Annotated in this window: 16 protein-coding genes; 9 read left to right on the top strand and 7 right to left on the bottom strand. The window is 36.2% G+C overall.

What is annotated here, in order from left to right; translation table 11 throughout:
• Nucleotides 1-25 precede the first annotated feature (25 nt).
• The 6 genes from coaE to A0F92_RS09370 all read right to left on the bottom strand — a co-directional run bounded on the left by coaE (nt 26) and on the right by A0F92_RS09370 (nt 3,683).
• A complete protein-coding gene (gene coaE / locus A0F92_RS09395) occupies nt 26-622 on the bottom strand; it encodes a dephospho-CoA kinase (RefSeq protein WP_068244793.1) in 597 nt (198 codons plus the stop codon).
• A gap of 86 nt (nt 623-708) precedes the next feature.
• Nucleotides 709-1,047 carry a preprotein translocase subunit YajC gene (gene yajC, locus A0F92_RS09390; protein ID WP_068244790.1) on the bottom strand — a complete coding sequence of 113 codons (339 nt, stop codon included), beginning with the start codon at nt 1,045-1,047 and terminating at the stop codon, nt 709-711.
• A gap of 43 nt (nt 1,048-1,090) precedes the next feature.
• Nucleotides 1,091-1,540 (bottom strand): DUF1573 domain-containing protein, encoded by a 450-nt coding sequence (locus A0F92_RS09385; RefSeq protein ID WP_167516986.1) that lies wholly within the window; start codon nt 1,538-1,540, stop codon nt 1,091-1,093.
• Nucleotides 1,541-1,553: 13 nt separating this feature from the next.
• On the bottom strand, nt 1,554-2,483 hold the full coding sequence (gene nusB / locus A0F92_RS09380; protein WP_068244785.1) for a transcription antitermination factor NusB: 930 nt from the start codon (nt 2,481-2,483) through the stop codon (nt 1,554-1,556).
• 187 nt (nt 2,484-2,670) lie between these two features.
• Nucleotides 2,671-3,234, bottom strand: a complete 564-nt coding sequence (locus A0F92_RS09375; protein ID WP_068244782.1) for a globin family protein — start codon at nt 3,232-3,234, stop codon at nt 2,671-2,673.
• Between the two features lie 29 nt (nt 3,235-3,263).
• Nucleotides 3,264-3,683, bottom strand: a complete 420-nt coding sequence (locus A0F92_RS09370; protein ID WP_068244780.1) for a hypothetical protein — start codon at nt 3,681-3,683, stop codon at nt 3,264-3,266.
• A gap of 290 nt (nt 3,684-3,973) precedes the next feature.
• Here A0F92_RS09370 and A0F92_RS09365 point away from each other — a divergent pair, with 290 nt between their 5' ends.
• Entirely contained in the window at nt 3,974-4,255 is a 282-nt protein-coding gene (locus A0F92_RS09365; protein WP_068244777.1) for a co-chaperone GroES, read from the top strand.
• Nucleotides 4,256-4,364: 109 nt separating this feature from the next.
• The gene (groL, locus tag A0F92_RS09360) at nt 4,365-5,999 is read left to right on the top strand and encodes a chaperonin GroEL (protein ID WP_068244774.1); all 1,635 of its coding nucleotides are present in this window, start codon (nt 4,365-4,367) and stop codon (nt 5,997-5,999) included.
• A 209-nt stretch (nt 6,000-6,208) separates the two neighbouring features.
• Here the strand turns inward: groL and A0F92_RS09355 are convergent, their stop codons facing one another.
• Nucleotides 6,209-6,895, bottom strand: coding sequence for a lysoplasmalogenase (locus tag A0F92_RS09355; protein ID WP_068244771.1), 687 nt, complete (start codon nt 6,893-6,895; stop codon nt 6,209-6,211).
• A 197-nt stretch (nt 6,896-7,092) separates the two neighbouring features.
• Between A0F92_RS09355 and A0F92_RS09350 the strand changes: the two genes are divergently transcribed.
• The 7 genes from A0F92_RS09350 to A0F92_RS09320 all read left to right on the top strand — a co-directional run bounded on the left by A0F92_RS09350 (nt 7,093) and on the right by A0F92_RS09320 (nt 17,439).
• On the top strand, nt 7,093-7,458 hold the full coding sequence (locus A0F92_RS09350; RefSeq protein ID WP_068244768.1) for a hypothetical protein: 366 nt from the start codon (nt 7,093-7,095) through the stop codon (nt 7,456-7,458).
• A 7-nt stretch (nt 7,459-7,465) separates the two neighbouring features.
• A complete protein-coding gene (locus A0F92_RS09345) occupies nt 7,466-7,951 on the top strand; it encodes an FKBP-type peptidyl-prolyl cis-trans isomerase (protein WP_068244765.1) in 486 nt (161 codons plus the stop codon).
• Nucleotides 7,952-8,049: 98 nt separating this feature from the next.
• A complete protein-coding gene (secDF, locus tag A0F92_RS09340) occupies nt 8,050-11,148 on the top strand; it encodes a protein translocase subunit SecDF (protein ID WP_068244760.1) in 3,099 nt (1,032 codons plus the stop codon).
• 168 nt (nt 11,149-11,316) lie between these two features.
• Nucleotides 11,317-11,721 (top strand): hypothetical protein, encoded by a 405-nt coding sequence (locus A0F92_RS09335; protein WP_068244755.1) that lies wholly within the window; start codon nt 11,317-11,319, stop codon nt 11,719-11,721.
• A 158-nt stretch (nt 11,722-11,879) separates the two neighbouring features.
• Entirely contained in the window at nt 11,880-13,100 is a 1,221-nt protein-coding gene (locus tag A0F92_RS09330; protein ID WP_167516985.1) for a TolC family protein, read from the top strand.
• Between the two features lie 18 nt (nt 13,101-13,118).
• Nucleotides 13,119-14,222 (top strand): efflux RND transporter periplasmic adaptor subunit, encoded by a 1,104-nt coding sequence (locus A0F92_RS09325; protein ID WP_068244747.1) that lies wholly within the window; start codon nt 13,119-13,121, stop codon nt 14,220-14,222.
• Between the two features lie 25 nt (nt 14,223-14,247).
• Nucleotides 14,248-17,439, top strand: a complete 3,192-nt coding sequence (locus tag A0F92_RS09320) for an efflux RND transporter permease subunit (RefSeq protein WP_068244744.1) — start codon at nt 14,248-14,250, stop codon at nt 17,437-17,439.
• The last annotated feature ends 67 nt before the right edge of the window (nt 17,440-17,506 follow it).

The raw sequence follows: 17,506 nt of genomic DNA, 5'->3' as shown, positions 1-17,506 counted from the left end.
CCAATTGGAACATTATACTTCTGAATTACACAGTTGTTTTTGCTAATGCTAAAAAATGGTTGTGTAATTTTATTATCTGTGGCAATAGTAGTTGTGTTTCATCGTTTTGCAGTACAAATTGGCAGCGTTTTAATTTTTCATTTTCATCCATTTGTTGATTCATCCGTGCCAGTACGGCAGATCTTGTGGTGTTATCTCTTTTCATTACCCTTGCAATTCTTAATTCCAAAGGGGCTGAAACCCCAACCATATAGTCCATTTCCTTATCTGACCCCGATTCAAAAAACAAAGCAGCTTCTTTAATTACATAGGCAGATTGCTGTTGTGCCATCCATTGTTGAGCAAAAGCAATGGTTGCCGGATGTACAATAGCATTTAGGGCATGTAACTTATTTTCATCCTTAAAAACAATTCCAGCCAAATAAGCTCTGTTTAATTTTCCATGCAGATACACTTCATTGCCAAAAACTTTACGAATGGCAGTAACAACTGCAATATCTTTCTCCATTAATTCCTTTGCAACAGTATCTGCATCCAACACGGGTATATCAAATACTTTGAAAATATTTGCAACGGTTGTCTTACCACTACCAATTCCTCCTGTTAACCCTATTTTAAGCATAGTTAAAATTAGTATTTCTCTTTTGATATAAGTGCATAAAAAACCCGGCCATGTTTGCACAGCCGGGTTTTACTTACTTAAATTAATTATTTTTTTTCGGCAACAGCAGTTGCTTTATTCAGTGCTGCTGTCCATTCCATACTAATGGCAGATTTTTCAATTTTTAAATAGCTGCCCGGGTTTACTTCAATTTGCAGGGTACCATCTTCATTTACCTTGTTAACAGTGGCATGTATGCCGGCAAGTGTAACAATTTTATCCCCTTTTTGCAGGTTATCGATAAACTTTTTTTGCTCTTTGGCTTTTTTTGCCTGCGGACGAATCATGAAAAAGTAAAATACGGCAATGATGGCAATCATTAAAAACAATTGAATAGATCCACCACCCTGCTGTGGATTACCGGCCATTAAAATAACATTGAACATGTAATTCTGTTTTATAATTGATTAAATAGATACAAAGTAATGGTTAATGGTTGGCAACACTATCTGCAATAACCTGCCCTTCAAAAAACAAATAATGTTCCGTTCCATTTTTGGTATTGGTATTGGCAATAACCGTTTTACGCACATTTCCCACCGGCACATGTTCACTGTTAAACGCCGCTTCAATTAACCCTTCAGAACCCGGCATTATGGGATGTTTTGTATAACTGGTTACTGTACAACCGCATTCAGGTCTTACATTCACCAATATGAATGGTTTATTACCGGTATTTTTACATCGAAAACGCACCGCAATATGTTCACCTTTAGGTATGCTGCCAAACTGAACCGTACTATCTAACCATTTTACCGTTGTATAATGAGCAGTATCTAATGCTGCTTTTATATCGGTATTCGCTTCTTTATGATGCATACTGCAGGCGAATATAGCAAAGAACAGTAAAGTTATAGTAACTGATGGGAATAATTTCATAGCTGCAAATGTATTATTGCCCGGATTTAAATTCTACTTTTTCAATTTTACCTTCAGACACCAGCTCTTTGTGAATAGAATCTAAAATGCCATTTACAAAATGGCCGCTTTGCGGCGTACTATATTCTTTTGCAATATCAATGTACTCATTAATGGTTACTTTGGTTGGAATGGTTTCAAAATAAAGAAATTCACATACACCCAAACGCATAATAATCATATCTAATAATGCAATTCTTTCTGCATCCCAATTATTTAATTTGGGTTTAATGATGCTCAATGTAAAACTTTTTTTTTCTATGGCTGTCATCAGCAAATCTTTGGCAAACTTCCATTTATCTTCCGATAATAATTGCGGAAAATTACTTGCCGCCGGTTTTTGAATGATTTCTGTAATGGATTGCATCATCATATCGCCATCATCCTGCCAATTGGGGAAATAATACTCTACATGTGCTTCAAAATCTTCATTCGGTAAAATGAACTGATTAAAAATATAGAGTAAAATGGCTTTTTCCTTCTTTAAATCGCGACCTTCTTCCAGAATATAGGTTTTATACTCTGTAGAGATGATCATATTGTGATAAATTTTTTTTACCAGTTCCCTGTCAATCATTTTATCCGGTTGATTGGATTTGATGGCCTCCTGAATGGCTGGCAATTCTAAAATATTCCACAGGATTTGGTTCCCTGCAATTTTAGTACTGACATTCAAATCTTCAAAACTGGTAATATTTTTACTGGCTTTTAAACGGGCGTCCTGCTCTGCATACTTTGCAACTTCGGTTAAAAAATAAAGCAGGTAAACAAAGAGTTCACCGGTTTTTTTAAAATTATTTTCAAGTTGTTGTACCGGATTTTTAAAGCACTCAGGATCTTTTGCACTCTCAATAATGTAGATTAACTGCATTACTTTAACGCGTATATTTCGTCTGCTAATCATTGCTGAAAGAACTGTTTTAGTGGCAGCAAAAGTAATGGTTTATACGTAGTTTCCAAATGTGATTGAGTAACAGATGTACACTTTTACAATATTACAATATAGGTATAAAAAAAGTCCGCTATTATCCATCCCCGGAAATAGCGGACTTACCACGCAACATTTACCTAACTATAGTACCAACTATGTTTTATGCCTGCACCACTTGCGAACGCAGTGAATTAATAATGGTACCTAATCTTGCAATCAAATAATCGGGTAATCCATTTTTCTTGGCTGCCACAACCACATCCTTAATAAATGAATCAAAATCATCGTTCATTGCTTTGCCATTCATACGTGGATTGGTGGCAGGATTATGGGCAGATACCATATCTTTCCCACCATAAGTAAAGTTTTTAGCACCGGTGCCTACACAGAAAAAATCAGTTAAATTTTTGCTCAAAGCCTTAAATCCACTCAAATTTCCGGATGAAACTTCCTGTAACAAAACTTTAAAGTAGACATTAATGTTTGTATCGGCAGCAATTACAAAAATGGCGCTATCAACTACCGAACGAATACCCAAACGCCCTTTTTCAATCATGGCACCCTGAACAGCCGGGTCAGGTACCATTGTTGTTCCACCTAAAGAATCATATAATGTTTGTGTCATTACAGACGGCGCGCTGTCACTTTTTTTACACGAACTGCCCAATAAAGCGATGGCTGCAAAAAATGCGGTTACCAGAAATACGGTTTGTACTTTTTTCATTGTGTTGAATTTTTATTGTTTAAGAATGATTAAAAAACAGATTGAACCATTTGCATCAGCTTTTTCTCGGTTGAATTAGGCAGTACCGGACAACCGGAAGCCATTTCTTCCGAAGAAGGCAAATAACGGCTGGCCGGCAGTGCCATTGATTTTGATAATTGAGCCGTTAATTGAGTGGCATTTATTTGAGCAGGATAAAAGGTAAACACTGCAATCCTGGTTTTAGTATTACATAAAACATGTAAAACCCCTTTTTGGGCATACAACCACTCGGTAATGGCGGCACCTTGTTGTTCGGTTAATGGCGTTTTAAAATCTATCCGTGCCATTGCAATACTGTTTACATCTATTTTTTGGGGCCGGGTCACCCAATAAATGTGAACAAATAAAACAACCACTAAAACAGAGAGGGTAATGGCCCCTATACGAAGTATTTTTGTTGTTTTCATAAATGACAGTTTAATGACACTTACGAAGTGTGATTTCATTTGGATTGAAAAAAAAGTTTTTTTTCTTTTATCCGGGTAGTCGATAAAAAATGGTTAGGGTGTGAAATTTTGACACTTAGCTTATTTTATGAAGGTTACTTAACCAAAGATTGCTGCCAAGCTGGGGAATTTACTGAAAAGAAAATAGGCAAAGTCTGCAAATTTGACTTGTTATGTCGCGGTGGCATAAAAATAGCAAGTAACGTTTCATCAAAATCAGTTTTCTTTTAACAACTAAAAATCTATAACGTATGGCTAAAAAAGTAAACGTTACTCCATTACATGACAGGGTAATTGTTAAGCCTGCTGCGGCAGAAGAAAAAACAGCAGGTGGAATTATCATTCCTGATACTGCAAAAGAAAAACCCCAAAAAGGAACTATTGTTGCTGCCGGGGCCGGTAAAAAAGATGAACCTTTAACTGTAAAAGTAGGCGATACCGTTTTATATGGTAAATATGCCGGAACTGAAATTCAAATTGAAGGAGAAGATTTATTAATTATGCGGGAAAGCGATATTTTGGCGATAGTTTAATTCATCAGCCATTCAAACATCCTAACCGAATGATGCATTAATTGAGAATCTTATCCATTTTCGAAAAAATATTCAAACAAAATATTTCCAAACTTTTAAAAAATAAAAGATGGCAAAACAAATTTTCTTCGACATTGAAGCAAGAAATAAAATGAAAAAAGGTGTTGATGTATTAGCCAACGCCGTAAAAGTAACATTAGGGCCTAAAGGCAGAAATGTTGTAATTGAGAAAAAATTCGGTGCACCTCAGGTAACTAAAGATGGTGTTACCGTTGCAAAAGAAATTGAATTAGAAGACCCTATTGAAAATATGGGCGCACAAATGGTAAAAGAAGTGGCTTCTAAAACCGCCGATTTAGCCGGTGATGGAACTACAACTGCTACCGTTTTGGCACAAGCGATTATTAGTGAAGGTTTAAAAATGGTTGCATCCGGTGCCAATCCAATGGATTTAAAACGTGGTATTGATAAAGCTGTTAGCTTAGTGGTTGAAAACCTGAAAGCACAAAGCCAAACTGTTGGAAATGATTCTAAAAAAATACAACAGGTGGCAACTATTTCTGCCAATAACGATGAAACCATCGGTAAATTAATTGCAGAAGCTTTCTTAAAAGTGGGTAAAGAAGGTGTTATTACCGTTGAAGAAGCTAAAGGAACCGATACTACAGTTGATGTTGTAGAAGGTATGCAATTCGATCGTGGCTATATCTCTCCTTACTTTGTTACCAACAGCGAAAAAATGGAAGCTGAATTGCAGAACCCTTACATATTAATATATGATAAGAAAATTTCTGCCATGAAAGATATTTTGCACATACTTGAAAAAGTTGCGCAAAGTGGCCGTCCGTTATTAATTATTGCAGAGGATTTAGAAGGGGAAGCATTGGCTACATTGGTGGTGAACAAATTGCGTGGTACCATTAAAGTGGCTGCTGTAAAAGCTCCCGGATTTGGCGACAGAAGAAAAGAAATGTTGAACGATATTGCTATTTTAACTGCAGGTACTGTAGTAAGCGAAGAACAAGGATTTAAATTAGAAAATGCTGATTTAAGTTACTTAGGACAGGCTGCTTCTGTTACCATCGACAAAGACAATACTACTATTGTTGGCGGAAAAGGTAAAAAACAAGATATCACAGCAAGAGTGAATCAAATCAAAGCACAAATTGAAAATACTACCTCTGATTACGACAGAGAAAAACTGCAGGAACGTTTGGCTAAATTAGCCGGGGGTGTTGCAGTATTGTATGTTGGCGCAGCTACCGAGGTGGAAATGAAAGAAAAGAAAGACCGTGTGGATGATGCTTTACATGCTACAAGAGCAGCCGTTGAAGAAGGCATTGTTCCCGGCGGTGGTGTTGCTTACATCCGCGCCATTGAGGTATTGGAAAACAAAATTAAAGGCCAAATTGCTGATGAACAAACCGGTATGGCCATTATTCGCCGTGCTTTGGAAGAACCCATCCGCATCTTAACTACCAATACCGGTGTTGACGGTTCAATTGTAGTGCAAAAAATTAAAGAAGGCAAAGGTGATTTTGGTTTCAATGCCAGAACAGAACAATACGAAAACCTGTTTAAAGCCGGCGTTATTGATCCTACAAAAGTTAGCCGCGTAGCTTTAGAAAATGCCGCATCTATTGCAGGTATGTTCTTAACTACCGAATGTGTAATTGCCGACAAACCAAAACCGGAAGCACCTGCAGCACATCCTGCACCTGATATGGGCGGAATGGGTTACTAATCCTTCTAACCATACAACATATAAAAATCCCGAAACGAATAGTCATTATTTTTTTCGGGATTTTTTTTCCAATCAATTCCTTTATTGTTTTATGACAAAACAGTTGAACTATGAAATGGATACAATGGTGGAAAAAAGTTTTGAATTATTTTTTACTGAAGAAAGATGATGACTTTAACAATCCTTACCTCATTTTATGAGGTATTTTTTTATCCCCTAAAATAACGGGTAAACCCATCTGCCAATAAACTCAGCGCATAACCATAACTTACCATTACTACTACACCAAGAAAAGATACATCGGTATATAAAAACATTTTTAATGCCAGTACCGAATCAGAAATCATGAACAATGCAGCGCCAGGTATAAAAAAATTAATGGCTAAATTTTTCTTGCTTCTACTACTTAATAAATTAACCGTACTAACAGCCATTGTACTAATTATCAACATATATATTAGTATAGGCCATTTCATGCCCCCTAAATTGGCACCAATAAAGTGAAAGATTAAATAATTCCAACAAAACAAAATAACCACACCAATAAATGCTTCCTGGCTATGTTTTAGTTCAGGCTGGTGCATTCTTAAAAAAGTAATGATGAAAAAAATGTGTGCAACAATAAATGCCACCATTCCGAAAATAAAGAAAAGGGTTCCTTTCCCCATTAACAAAATATCGCCTATCCAGGCAAATACGAATGCTAAAAACACCAATGTTTTAGTATGTTTAAACAAATTATGTTTTGCGTTTAAAAAAATAAAGAAAAGCAAAATGGGTATTAACAAGGGTTTAGTAAATATCTGCAATTGCTCTTTTTCTGTAAGAAGGAGGTAACAATCGGCCAATAAAAAAAACCAGAATACCAATATGCCATGCTTTTTAAGTAAGCGCATGCAGTTAATTTTAAGTGTATGCTACGAAAATAAGCCGATTCAGGAATATAATTTCTGTTTTAAAAAAATGTATGCTAAAAGTATAATAATGTCAGGTAGATACAATATGTAATACCTGATTTTGACATTTTAACCCAAAAAATCGATTTTTTATACCATAGCAGCAATTTTGAAAGCTTAAATATTACATTTGCGACATGTTAACCGAGGAGGAAGAAAAATTTATTGTTTATTGGTCTGCTAACGGGGAAAAGCAAAAAACCAGTGTCCGCACATTATTGAAAGGATTTTCATCAGGAATCAGTATGGGTGCAGGCATCATTTTGCTGATAGCTGCCGGATGGTATGAACGTGCAGATATGGAAGCGCATACCAAACTAAACCCATTTTTTTTATTGTTGATCATTCTCATCATTTCAATATTTATGGCTTTTTTGTACAGGAATTACCGATGGGAAATGAACCAGCAGCATTATTTAGAATTACTATCCAAAAAACGAAAACTTGAAAAAAATAATACAACAACTGGTTCTAACAACCCAAACAATTCTACTCATTCATAAAAAAACAATGATGGTGAAGCAACTGTTAACAGCCGCTTTTATTTCAGTAATCTTTTTTTCTGCCTGTTCAAAATCCAATTCCGGTGGAGGTGCTCCTTGCCAGTCAGCAACGGTAGCTTCAGAAAAAAATGCCATGGTAGCCTTTTGTGTGGCCAATGGCATTACCTACCAAACTGATACCAGTGGCATTTTATATCAAATTATCACATCGGGAACAGGCGCAACCCCTTCACTCAATTCAAAAATATATATAACATATACCGGAAAATTATTAAATGGAACCACCTTCGATATGCAGCCCAATGCCAGTCAAACAGGATGGAATTTGTATTCACTGATTCAGGGCTGGCAAATTGCCATTCCGCTGATTAAGAAAGGAGGCGAAATTAAAATGGTTATTCCTTCTGTTTTGGCTTACGGATGTATTGGCAGTGGCCCGATACCCCCCAATGCGCCGCTATTTTTTGATGTGAATCTGGTGGATGTACAATAATTTTTTTTAAACAATTTTACTGTTGTTAATTTCTAATTAAATATCATTTTCATTCCCCTATCTTTGCCCACTCTAAAATTTTATAAACCCTTACTAGTATGCAACTGAAAGGTTTAGTGCGATTTTTTACGATTGCTCTTATTTTAATTTGTATTTACCAGCTCTCTTTTACATGGATTGTAAAGAGCCACGAAAGTGCCATGGAAGCCAAGGCCGAAAAATATGTACAGGCCTACCCTGCCCCATCAGTAAAATATCCTGATAATACTGATTTGCGGGATTTGTATGCCGATACCTTAAAACAGTTAAAAGAAGCTGAATACAAAAGGTTATTGGACAGTACCCAAGATTTTAAAATTGGGCCATTCGGTTTAACAACCTACCGCAGCGCAAAAGATAAAGAACTATTATTGGGGCTTGATTTGCAGGGAGGTATGAGTGTTACTTTAGAAGTACAGTTAGATGCTTTAATCAAATCGTTGGCCGATTATACCAAAGACCCACAATTTAATCAGGCTTTAGCAGCTGCAGTCAATAAAAAAGCAAATAGTGGAGCAGATTTAATTACCCTGTTTATTGATGAATACAAAAAAATTAATCCCAATGCACAATTGGCACCATTCTTTGTAGCCAGAAGTAATGGCAAATTAAAATACAACACATCTAATGATGATGTTACCAATTATTTAAGAGAACAGGCTACTGCTGCTTTTAATAACACATTACGGGTTTTAAGAACACGTATTGATAAATTTGGGGTTTCTTCTCCCAATATCAACCCCGATCCTGCCAAAGGGATTATCAATGTAGAATTGGCCGGCATTACTGATCCGGAAAGGGTTAGAAATTACCTGCAATCTACTGCCAACTTACAATTCTTTGAAGTGTATACCGCCGAAAATCCGGAGTTAGTGAATGGTTTATTAAGTGCAGACAAAGCTTTACAGGATTATTTAAATGGCATCAAAGCTACTGATACTGCAAAAGCAAAATCGGAAACTGCACCTGTAGCAAAAAAATCAGAAAAAACAGATACAACACAAACCGCTACATTATCGCAATTATCATCTGCTTCAAATAACAATACCACTACAACCGATTCTACCACATTCAAAAACAATGAAAATCCGTTAAGAAGATTGTTGTTACCCGGCCCGCAACCCTATCGTAATGCTACCGGCAAAGTGGTATATCCGGGTGTTATTGCCATGATTCAGGTTAAAGATACAGGCACGTTTAACAGGTACTTCAATATGGATATTGTGAAAAGCAAATTTCCATCTAACCTCGTGTTCATGTATGGTAAACCCGATAATACCAGTGATGATCCTAAGGCAAAAAATTTCCTGAATCTATATGCTATCAAAACTTTAGACAACGGACAGGCTGAATTAGAAGGTGAACATGTTACCAATGCACGTCAGGATAATGATGAAAGAGGCCGTGTGGTAATCAGCATGTCAATGGATAATGTGGGTACCAATATCTGGGCAAAAATGACTGCCAGAAATATTGACAAACCTATTGCTATTGTATTAGATAATTTTGTTTACTCTGCACCCAATGTAAATGATGCCATTACAACCGGTAATTCACAAATTTCCGGTAACTATACTGTTAAAGAAGCACAAGACCTTGCCGAAATATTAACCAGTGGTAAATTAACTGCTCCTGCCAAAATTGTACAGGAACAAATTGTAGGGCCTACTTTGGGTAGTGCAGCCATTAAAGGTGGTGCTTTGGCATTCTTTATCTCCTTCCTGGTTATATTCTCTTTAATGCTTATTTATTATAACAATGGTGGTTGGGTAGCCAATATTGCATTAATCCTAAACTTACTATTTACCATAGGTATATTGAGTGCATTAGGATTTACCCTTACCGCAGCCGGTATAGCAGGTTTGGTATTAACGGTAGGTATGGCGGTAGATACGAACGTTATTATATTTGAAAGAATTAAAGAAGAACTTACCAAGGGTAAAAGCTATCAAAATGCAATTAACGACGGTTATAAACGTTCATTGGCACCTGTATTAGATGCCCACGTAACTACTTTGTTAACCGCTATTATTTTGGCTTATTTTGGATTGGGTCCTGTGTTAGGATTTGCTACCACACAAATTATCGGTATTTTATTATCACTGTTCTGTGGTATTCTGGTTTCCAGAATGATTACCGATATATACATGACCAGGAAGCGCCACTTTAACTATTTCACTGCCATCTCCAGAAAAATATTTAAACATTCTGCATTCAAATTTATTGAGTATAGAAAAATTACTTATATTATTTCTGCCATTGTATTTACATTGGGAATTGCCTCTTATTTCAATGGTTTTGATGAAGGCGTTGAATTTGAAGGGGGGCGTAGCTATACCGTTAAGTTCGATAAACCGGTAAATCAGCAAAAATTAGCCGATGAATTGCGTCCTGTTTTGGGTGGTGAATTGCCGATAATTAAAACAGTTGGAACCAATAATCAGTTAAATATTACAACAGCTTATCTGATTAAAGAATCAAAACCCAATACTGATTCAATTGTAGAACATACTATATTTGAAGGATTGAAGAATTATTTACCGGCCGGTACTACTTTCTACGATTTTGATAAAAAATACAAGCAAAGTTCTCAAACTGTTCAGCCTTCTATCTCAGATGATTTGAAAGCAGGTGCCAAAAAAGCAACCATCATTGCAGTGATTATTATATGTTTGTATATTTTCATCCGTTTTAGAGACTGGAGATATTCGCTGGGTACTATTTTCTCTTTAATGCATGATGTATGCGTTACTTTGGCTGTATTCTCTTTCTTTAGAAAAATTGTACCATTCCCATTAGAAATTGATCAGCATTTTATTGCGGCCATCTTAACCGTAATTGGTTTCTCTATGAACGATACCGTAATTGTGTTCGACAGAATCAGGGAAAACAGTCACTTAATGAAAGGGGCCACAAAAGGAGCCATTATCAATAAATCGATTAATGATACATTGAGTCGTACCATTATGACATCATTAACCGTATTTCTCACCTTGTTAATATTATTCATATTTGGTGGTGAGGTTACCCGCGGATTTTCTTTCGCAATGTTAATTGGTGTAATTACCGGTACTTACTCTTCCATATTTGTTGCCGCACCGATTTTGGTTGATATGGCAAAAGATAAACCACTGGGCGATTCTTCTGAAAAGAAATAATTGCAACATCAATAAATTTAATTTAAAAAACCTGTTGTACCCATGCAACAGGTTTTTTATATAATCAGTCGTAGAAGTAAAGCAGCCAGCCTAAATGTTCTACGTTAAAAGATTATTAAAGTATGCAGATATATCCGATTAGCCCGTATTATTTTTAAATTTGCAAACGTGGATGTATTATTTAAAAATAGAATAAAAAGTTTTGTAACGAAATTCCTCTTATTGGTTGTAGCCCTGCAAATTTTAAACTTCAGCATGGACTCTATCGATTTTCATCCACATAAACACAGAAATACTATCAGCGATTTTAACTATTTAAATTCAATGGTAGAATATTTCGATGAAATTATTTTAGGCAATAAAGATGCCTTCCCGGAATATTGTAAACACAATGCCAGAGAATCTCAAAACATCAAACATTTTGATGTAAAAATTTGCCAGCAACTACCTGTTAAATTAATCCCGCTTCAACATGTGGAGGATAATACTTACCGTAGAAGCAGAAACGAATTTTTTACTTTACTGTTTATCCGCGAAATCACACCTCCCCCTCCAAAGCCATTCATAGCATAAAATTATTTTACAATTATTGTGTGTATTTGGTTGAAATATTGACAAATGCTTAGTATTTTAACAGATATAATTTATTCATAGAATATTACAGGTTTTATATGCAAAAACTAAAAACGATTTTTTTGTTTGGGGCAATATTGCTTTGTTCCCGAATTGCAATGGCACAATGGCAACCTCCCACTAGTGATACTGTCCATTTAAGTATAGATAGTGCTGAAAGTATCTTCTTGCAAAATAATTTGCTGCTTTTAGCCCAACGTTATAATGTAGATGCGCAAAAGGCATTAATTATACAAGCCAAACTTTATCCCAATCCGAATATCAACATTTCGCAAATGATGCTGCAGCCAGTTTCAAAAAAAGTGCTGCCCTTTGGTTCGGAAGGCGAAATTCAGGCTACGCTTTCACAAATGATTATTTTGGCAGGCAAAAGAAATAAGCAAATTAAACTGGCCGAAACCAATGCCAAGTTGGCTGAATATCAGTTTTATGATTTAATGCGCACTTTACGGTATACACTAAGAACCGATTTTTATAATATTTATTATTTAACGCAATCCTCTAAAGTATACCAACAGGAAATTCAATCGTTGCTGCAAGTGGTAAAAGCCTTTGAACAACAACAATCAAGGGGATATATTGCCGAAAAAGAAGTAGTTAGAATTAAAGCGCAATTGTATAGCTTAGAAAGCGAATACAACGATTTAATCAATCAAATTAATGATACAGAAAGTGAATTGCGGCTGGTATTGCAGTTAAAAGACAGTTTTATACAACCGGAAGTTAATGAAACCGAACTGGCAAAAATCAGCCCTGCCAAATATCCTATTGCGATATTAATCGATTCGGCTTATCAGGCCAGAACCGATCTTAAAATTGCAAAGGCTTATACAGATATGAGTAAACAAAATTATGACCTGCAAAAAGCTTTGGCTGTTCCCGATCTTGCCCTGCAATTAGGATATGACCAACAAGGCAACTATATACAAAACTTTAATAATGTTGGTTTTGGAATAGATATTCCTATTTTCAACAGAAATCAGGGTAATATCAAATCGGCAAAGTCGATGATTGATTATAGTACCACCAGCCAAAAAAGTACGGAGGCAAGTATTGAAGCACAAATATACCGGGCTTTGCAAAAGGCATACGACAATTCCGCATTGTACCAAAAAATTGATCCGGCTTTCGGAAAAGATTTTGACCGGTTGAAGGATGAAGTTTTATCGAATTACAAAAAACGAAATATTAGTTTGCTGGACTTTTTAGATTTTTATGATGCTTATAAACAAAATACATTACAAATCAATTCCATTAAATTCAACCGCATCAGCGCATTTGAAGATCTAAATTATTATACTGGAACATCACTTTATTAAACCCTGAAATATTCAAGTATGAAAAATATTAATAACAAATGGATAGTATCCGCTTTTTTTATAGCCGTTTCTATATGCAGTATTACCGCCTGCAAAGAGGAATCGGTAAAAAAAGAAGAAAGGCAACAATATGTAATTCCTGACTCATTATTAAAAACATTAAAAATAGATACAGTTCAAAAATGCCCACTTGTAGACGCATTAACCTTAACCGGAACTGTTGATTTTAATCAGGATAAACAAGTAAATGTATATCCGTTAGTAAGTGGTAATGTGGAAGATGTAAAAGTACAATTGGGAGATTATGTTCAAAAAGGTCAGATATTGGCTGTTATTAAAAGTAGTGAAATGGCTGGATATAGCAACAGCTTAGTGAATGCAGAAACTAACTTAGCGGTTGCCAAGAAAAATTTAGATGCTCAACGCGATTTATTTAAAAGTGGACTTGCCTCACAATTAGATGTAAATGCAGCTGAAGCTGCTTATCAACAAGCTGTAGCCCAACTAGAAATGGTGAATAGAGTTTTAAAAATTAATGGTAATAATACACAAGGCAATTATGTGATTAAAGCACCTATCAGTGGTTTTATTGTTCAAAAAAATGTAACCAATAATACAGCCATAAGAACTGATAATAGCTCTAACCTTTTTACAATTTCTGATTTGAAAGATGTTTGGATTTATGCCAATGTATATGAATCGAATATCAGTAAAATTCATCTCGGCAACCCGGTTGATGTAACCACTATTTCATATCCCAACCGCATATTTAAAGGCAGGGTTGATAAAATGATGAATGTGTTAGACCCCACCAATAAAGTAATGAAAGTAAAAGTGGTTTTGCCCAATAATGATTATGCATTAAAACCACAAATGTTTGCCAGTATATTGGTTACCAATAAAGAAAACAAACAATCTATTTGCATTTCATCTAAAGCATTGGTGTTCGATAACAGCCGGTATTATGTTTTAAAATACCAGGGTAATGGCGTAGCCGTCATTACGCCAGTAGAGGTTATCAATACCATTGGCGATAAAACTTATATTGCTTCCGGCATTGACGTAGGCGATCGCATTATTGCCTCGCAAGCACTTTTAATTTATGATACTCTAAACAATTAGTTTTCATTTATTTCAATCTGAAGCAATGATCAAAATATTAAAAAGCGTAATTGGATTTTCGCTTAAAAATAAATTTTTTATACTATTGGCGTCGTTGGCCATGATTATTGTGGGTATTATTACTTTTAAAAATATGCCCATTGAAGCATTTCCTGACGTTACCAATACTGAAATTAGCATTATCACCCAATGGCCAGGCCGAAGCGCAGAAGAGGTTGAAAAGTTTGTTACCATTCCTATAGAATTGGCCATGAATCCGGTACAAGATAAAGTGAGTCTTCGTTCATCAACCATTTTTGGCTTGTCCTATGTAAAATTGATATTTGATGATAATGTAAAAGACCCACAAGCCCGTCAGCAGGTAATGAATTTGTTGGGTAATGCCAATCTTCCTGCAGGCGTTAATCCTTCAGTTCAACCTCCTACCGGCCCAACCGGCGAAATTTATCGCTATACCCTCAAAAGCAATATCAGAGATGTAAGAGAATTAAAAACCATGCAAGACTGGGTCATTGATCGTCAATTGCGCTCCGTTCCCGGTGTTGGCGATATTGTAAGTTTTGGCGGAAAAACTAAAACTTATGAAATACAGGTAAACCCCGAAAAACTCACCAATCTGGGTATTACTCCGCTCGATGTATTTACTGCTGTACAAAAAACAAATATTAATATTGGCGGAGATGTTATTATTCAAAATAACCAGGCTTTTGTAGTGCGAGGTATTGGTTTATTGAATGATATTAATGAAATCAAAAACATCATTATTGAAAACATCAACGGGGTACCGGTACTGGTAAAAGATGTTGCTAACGTTGAAATTTCTAACTTACCCCGCTTAGGCTGGGTAGCCCGTTCAAATGGCTTGGTAAACAAGGATGGAACAAGGGTTGCAACCGATGAACCCGATGTAGTAGAAGCCATTATCTTAATGCGCAAAGGTGAAAATCCTACCAAAGTATTGAATGCCATTAAAGATAAAATAGATAAACTGAATCAGTTTATTTTACCTGCTGATACACAAATTGTTCCTTATTACGATAGAACCGATTTAATTAATTATGCAACACATACCGTACTGCATAATTTGGTGGAAGGCATATTGCTGGTTACCTTATTGGTTTCGCTCTTCATGTTTAACTGGCGTACCACTTTAATTGTTTCCATTATTATCCCCATGGCCTTGTTGTTTGCCTTTATTTGTTTGCGCTTAATGGGCATGAGTGCCAATTTGTTATCATTGGGTGCAGTTGACTTTGGTATTATTATAGATGGTGCGGTCGTCATGGTGGAAGGTATGTTTGTAATACTTGACCATAAAGCCAAAGAAATGGGCATGGAGCGATTCAATAAAATTGCCAAACTAGGGTTAATCAGGAAAAATGGAGCCCAATTAGGGAAAGCTATTTTCTTTGCAAAAGTGATTATTATAACAGGCCTCTTACCCATTTTTGCTTTTCAGAAAGTGGAAGGGAAAATGTTCTCGCCATTGGCTTATACATTGGGTTTTGCCTTATTGGGTGCACTGATTACAACACTAACACTGGTACCTGTTTTAATAAGCTTATTGCTTAGAAAAAATGTGCACGAAAAACACAATCCTTTTGTAGAAGCCCTCACTGGTTTTATGCAGAAAGGATTTGCAGGTGCTTACAAAAGAAGAAAATGGGTTGTACCCATTGCATTGGTAATTATGGTAGGTGGTCTTTATTCTTTCAAATACCTGGGCTCTGAGTTTTTACCTGAATTAGATGAAGGTTCTATCTGGTTAAGGGTGCAAACACCTTACAGCATTTCCTTAGATAAATCGGTTGAAATTTCAAAACAGGTTCGTAAAATTTTAATGGGCTTTCCACAAGTAAAATATGCAGTATCGCAAACAGGCCGGCCCGATGATGGTACAGATGTAGCTGGATTTTACAACAATGAATTTTCTGTGATGCTATATCCCGAAGATTCCTGGAAACCTAAAATTAGCAAAGATGAATTGATTGCAGAAATGAACAAATCTTTATCCAATATACCAGGTATTGACCTAAACTTTTCGCAGCCCATTATGGATAATGTAGAAGAAGCTGTTTCCGGTGTAAAAGGTTCCATCAGTGTAAAAGTATATGGTGATTCTTTAAATTATATGGAAGGCAAAATACAGGAAGTATATAATATCTTGAAAAATGTTCGTGGCATTACCGATTTGGGTGTGATCCATAACATTGGGCAACCGGAGTTAGATGTAAATCTTGATCAGAACAAAATGGCCATGTATGGCGTTGCCACTGCCGATGCCAATGCAGTGGTTGCTATGGCTATAGGCGGTTTAGCAGCCTCAACATTGTATGAGGGTATTAAAACATTTGATATTCGTATTCGCCTTCCGGAAAATTTCAGAAAAACACCGGAAGATATTGGGAACCTTTTGGTGCCAACACAAAGTGGCTCTAAAGTGCCCATTAAAGAAATTGCCACCATCACAGAAAAAACAGGCCCCTGCTTAATTTTCAGGGATGATAACCAACGTTACTCTGCACTTAAATTTTCTGTACGCGATAGAGACATGGGCAGTACGATTGCAGAAGCGCAGAAAAAAGTTGACCAGGCTGTACAATTAAAACGCGGTTACACCATGGCATGGCAGGGCGATTTTGAAAATCAGAAAAGAGCCGAACATAGACTGGCACAGGTAGTTCCCATCAGCTTATTATTAATTTTTCTATTGCTGTTTACCATGTTTGGCAATTTAAAAGATGCCGGGCTTGTTTTTTTAAATGTGCCTTTTGCAATAGTGGGTGGAATTGCAGCACTGCATATAACGGGTACCAATTTCAGTATCTCCGCAGGTATTGGTTTTATAGCCTTATTTGGTATTTGTATTCAGGATGGGGTTTTACTGATAACAGTATTTAAGCACAATCTTGAAAACATAAAGGGTGCGTCCAATACATTATACTCAGCCATTAAAGAAGGGGTTAAATCGCGCATACGCCCTGTAATGATGACCGCCTTAATGGCAGCCATTGGTTTATTGCCTGCGGCCATCTCACATGGTATTGGTTCTGAAAGTTCCAGACCTTTGGCCAGAGTTGTAATTGGAGGTATTTTATGTGCCATGATCTTTTCGCTATGGGTATTCCCATTAATCTTTGGATGGGCTTACAGAAATGTAGATAATAAACATAAGTCGCTCACAGATAATGATAATACTACTGAAACAAAAAGCTAATTCTCTATATTAATTTTAGTAGAAATTAAAAGCCGCTTCTTATCTTCATGAAGCGGCTTTATTATGC

The sequence above is a fragment of the Hydrotalea flava genome (assembly GCF_001623405.1).
Lineage (GTDB): Bacteria > Bacteroidota > Bacteroidia > Chitinophagales > Chitinophagaceae > Hydrotalea > Hydrotalea flava.
This window is presented reverse-complemented; position numbering and strand designations above follow the sequence as displayed.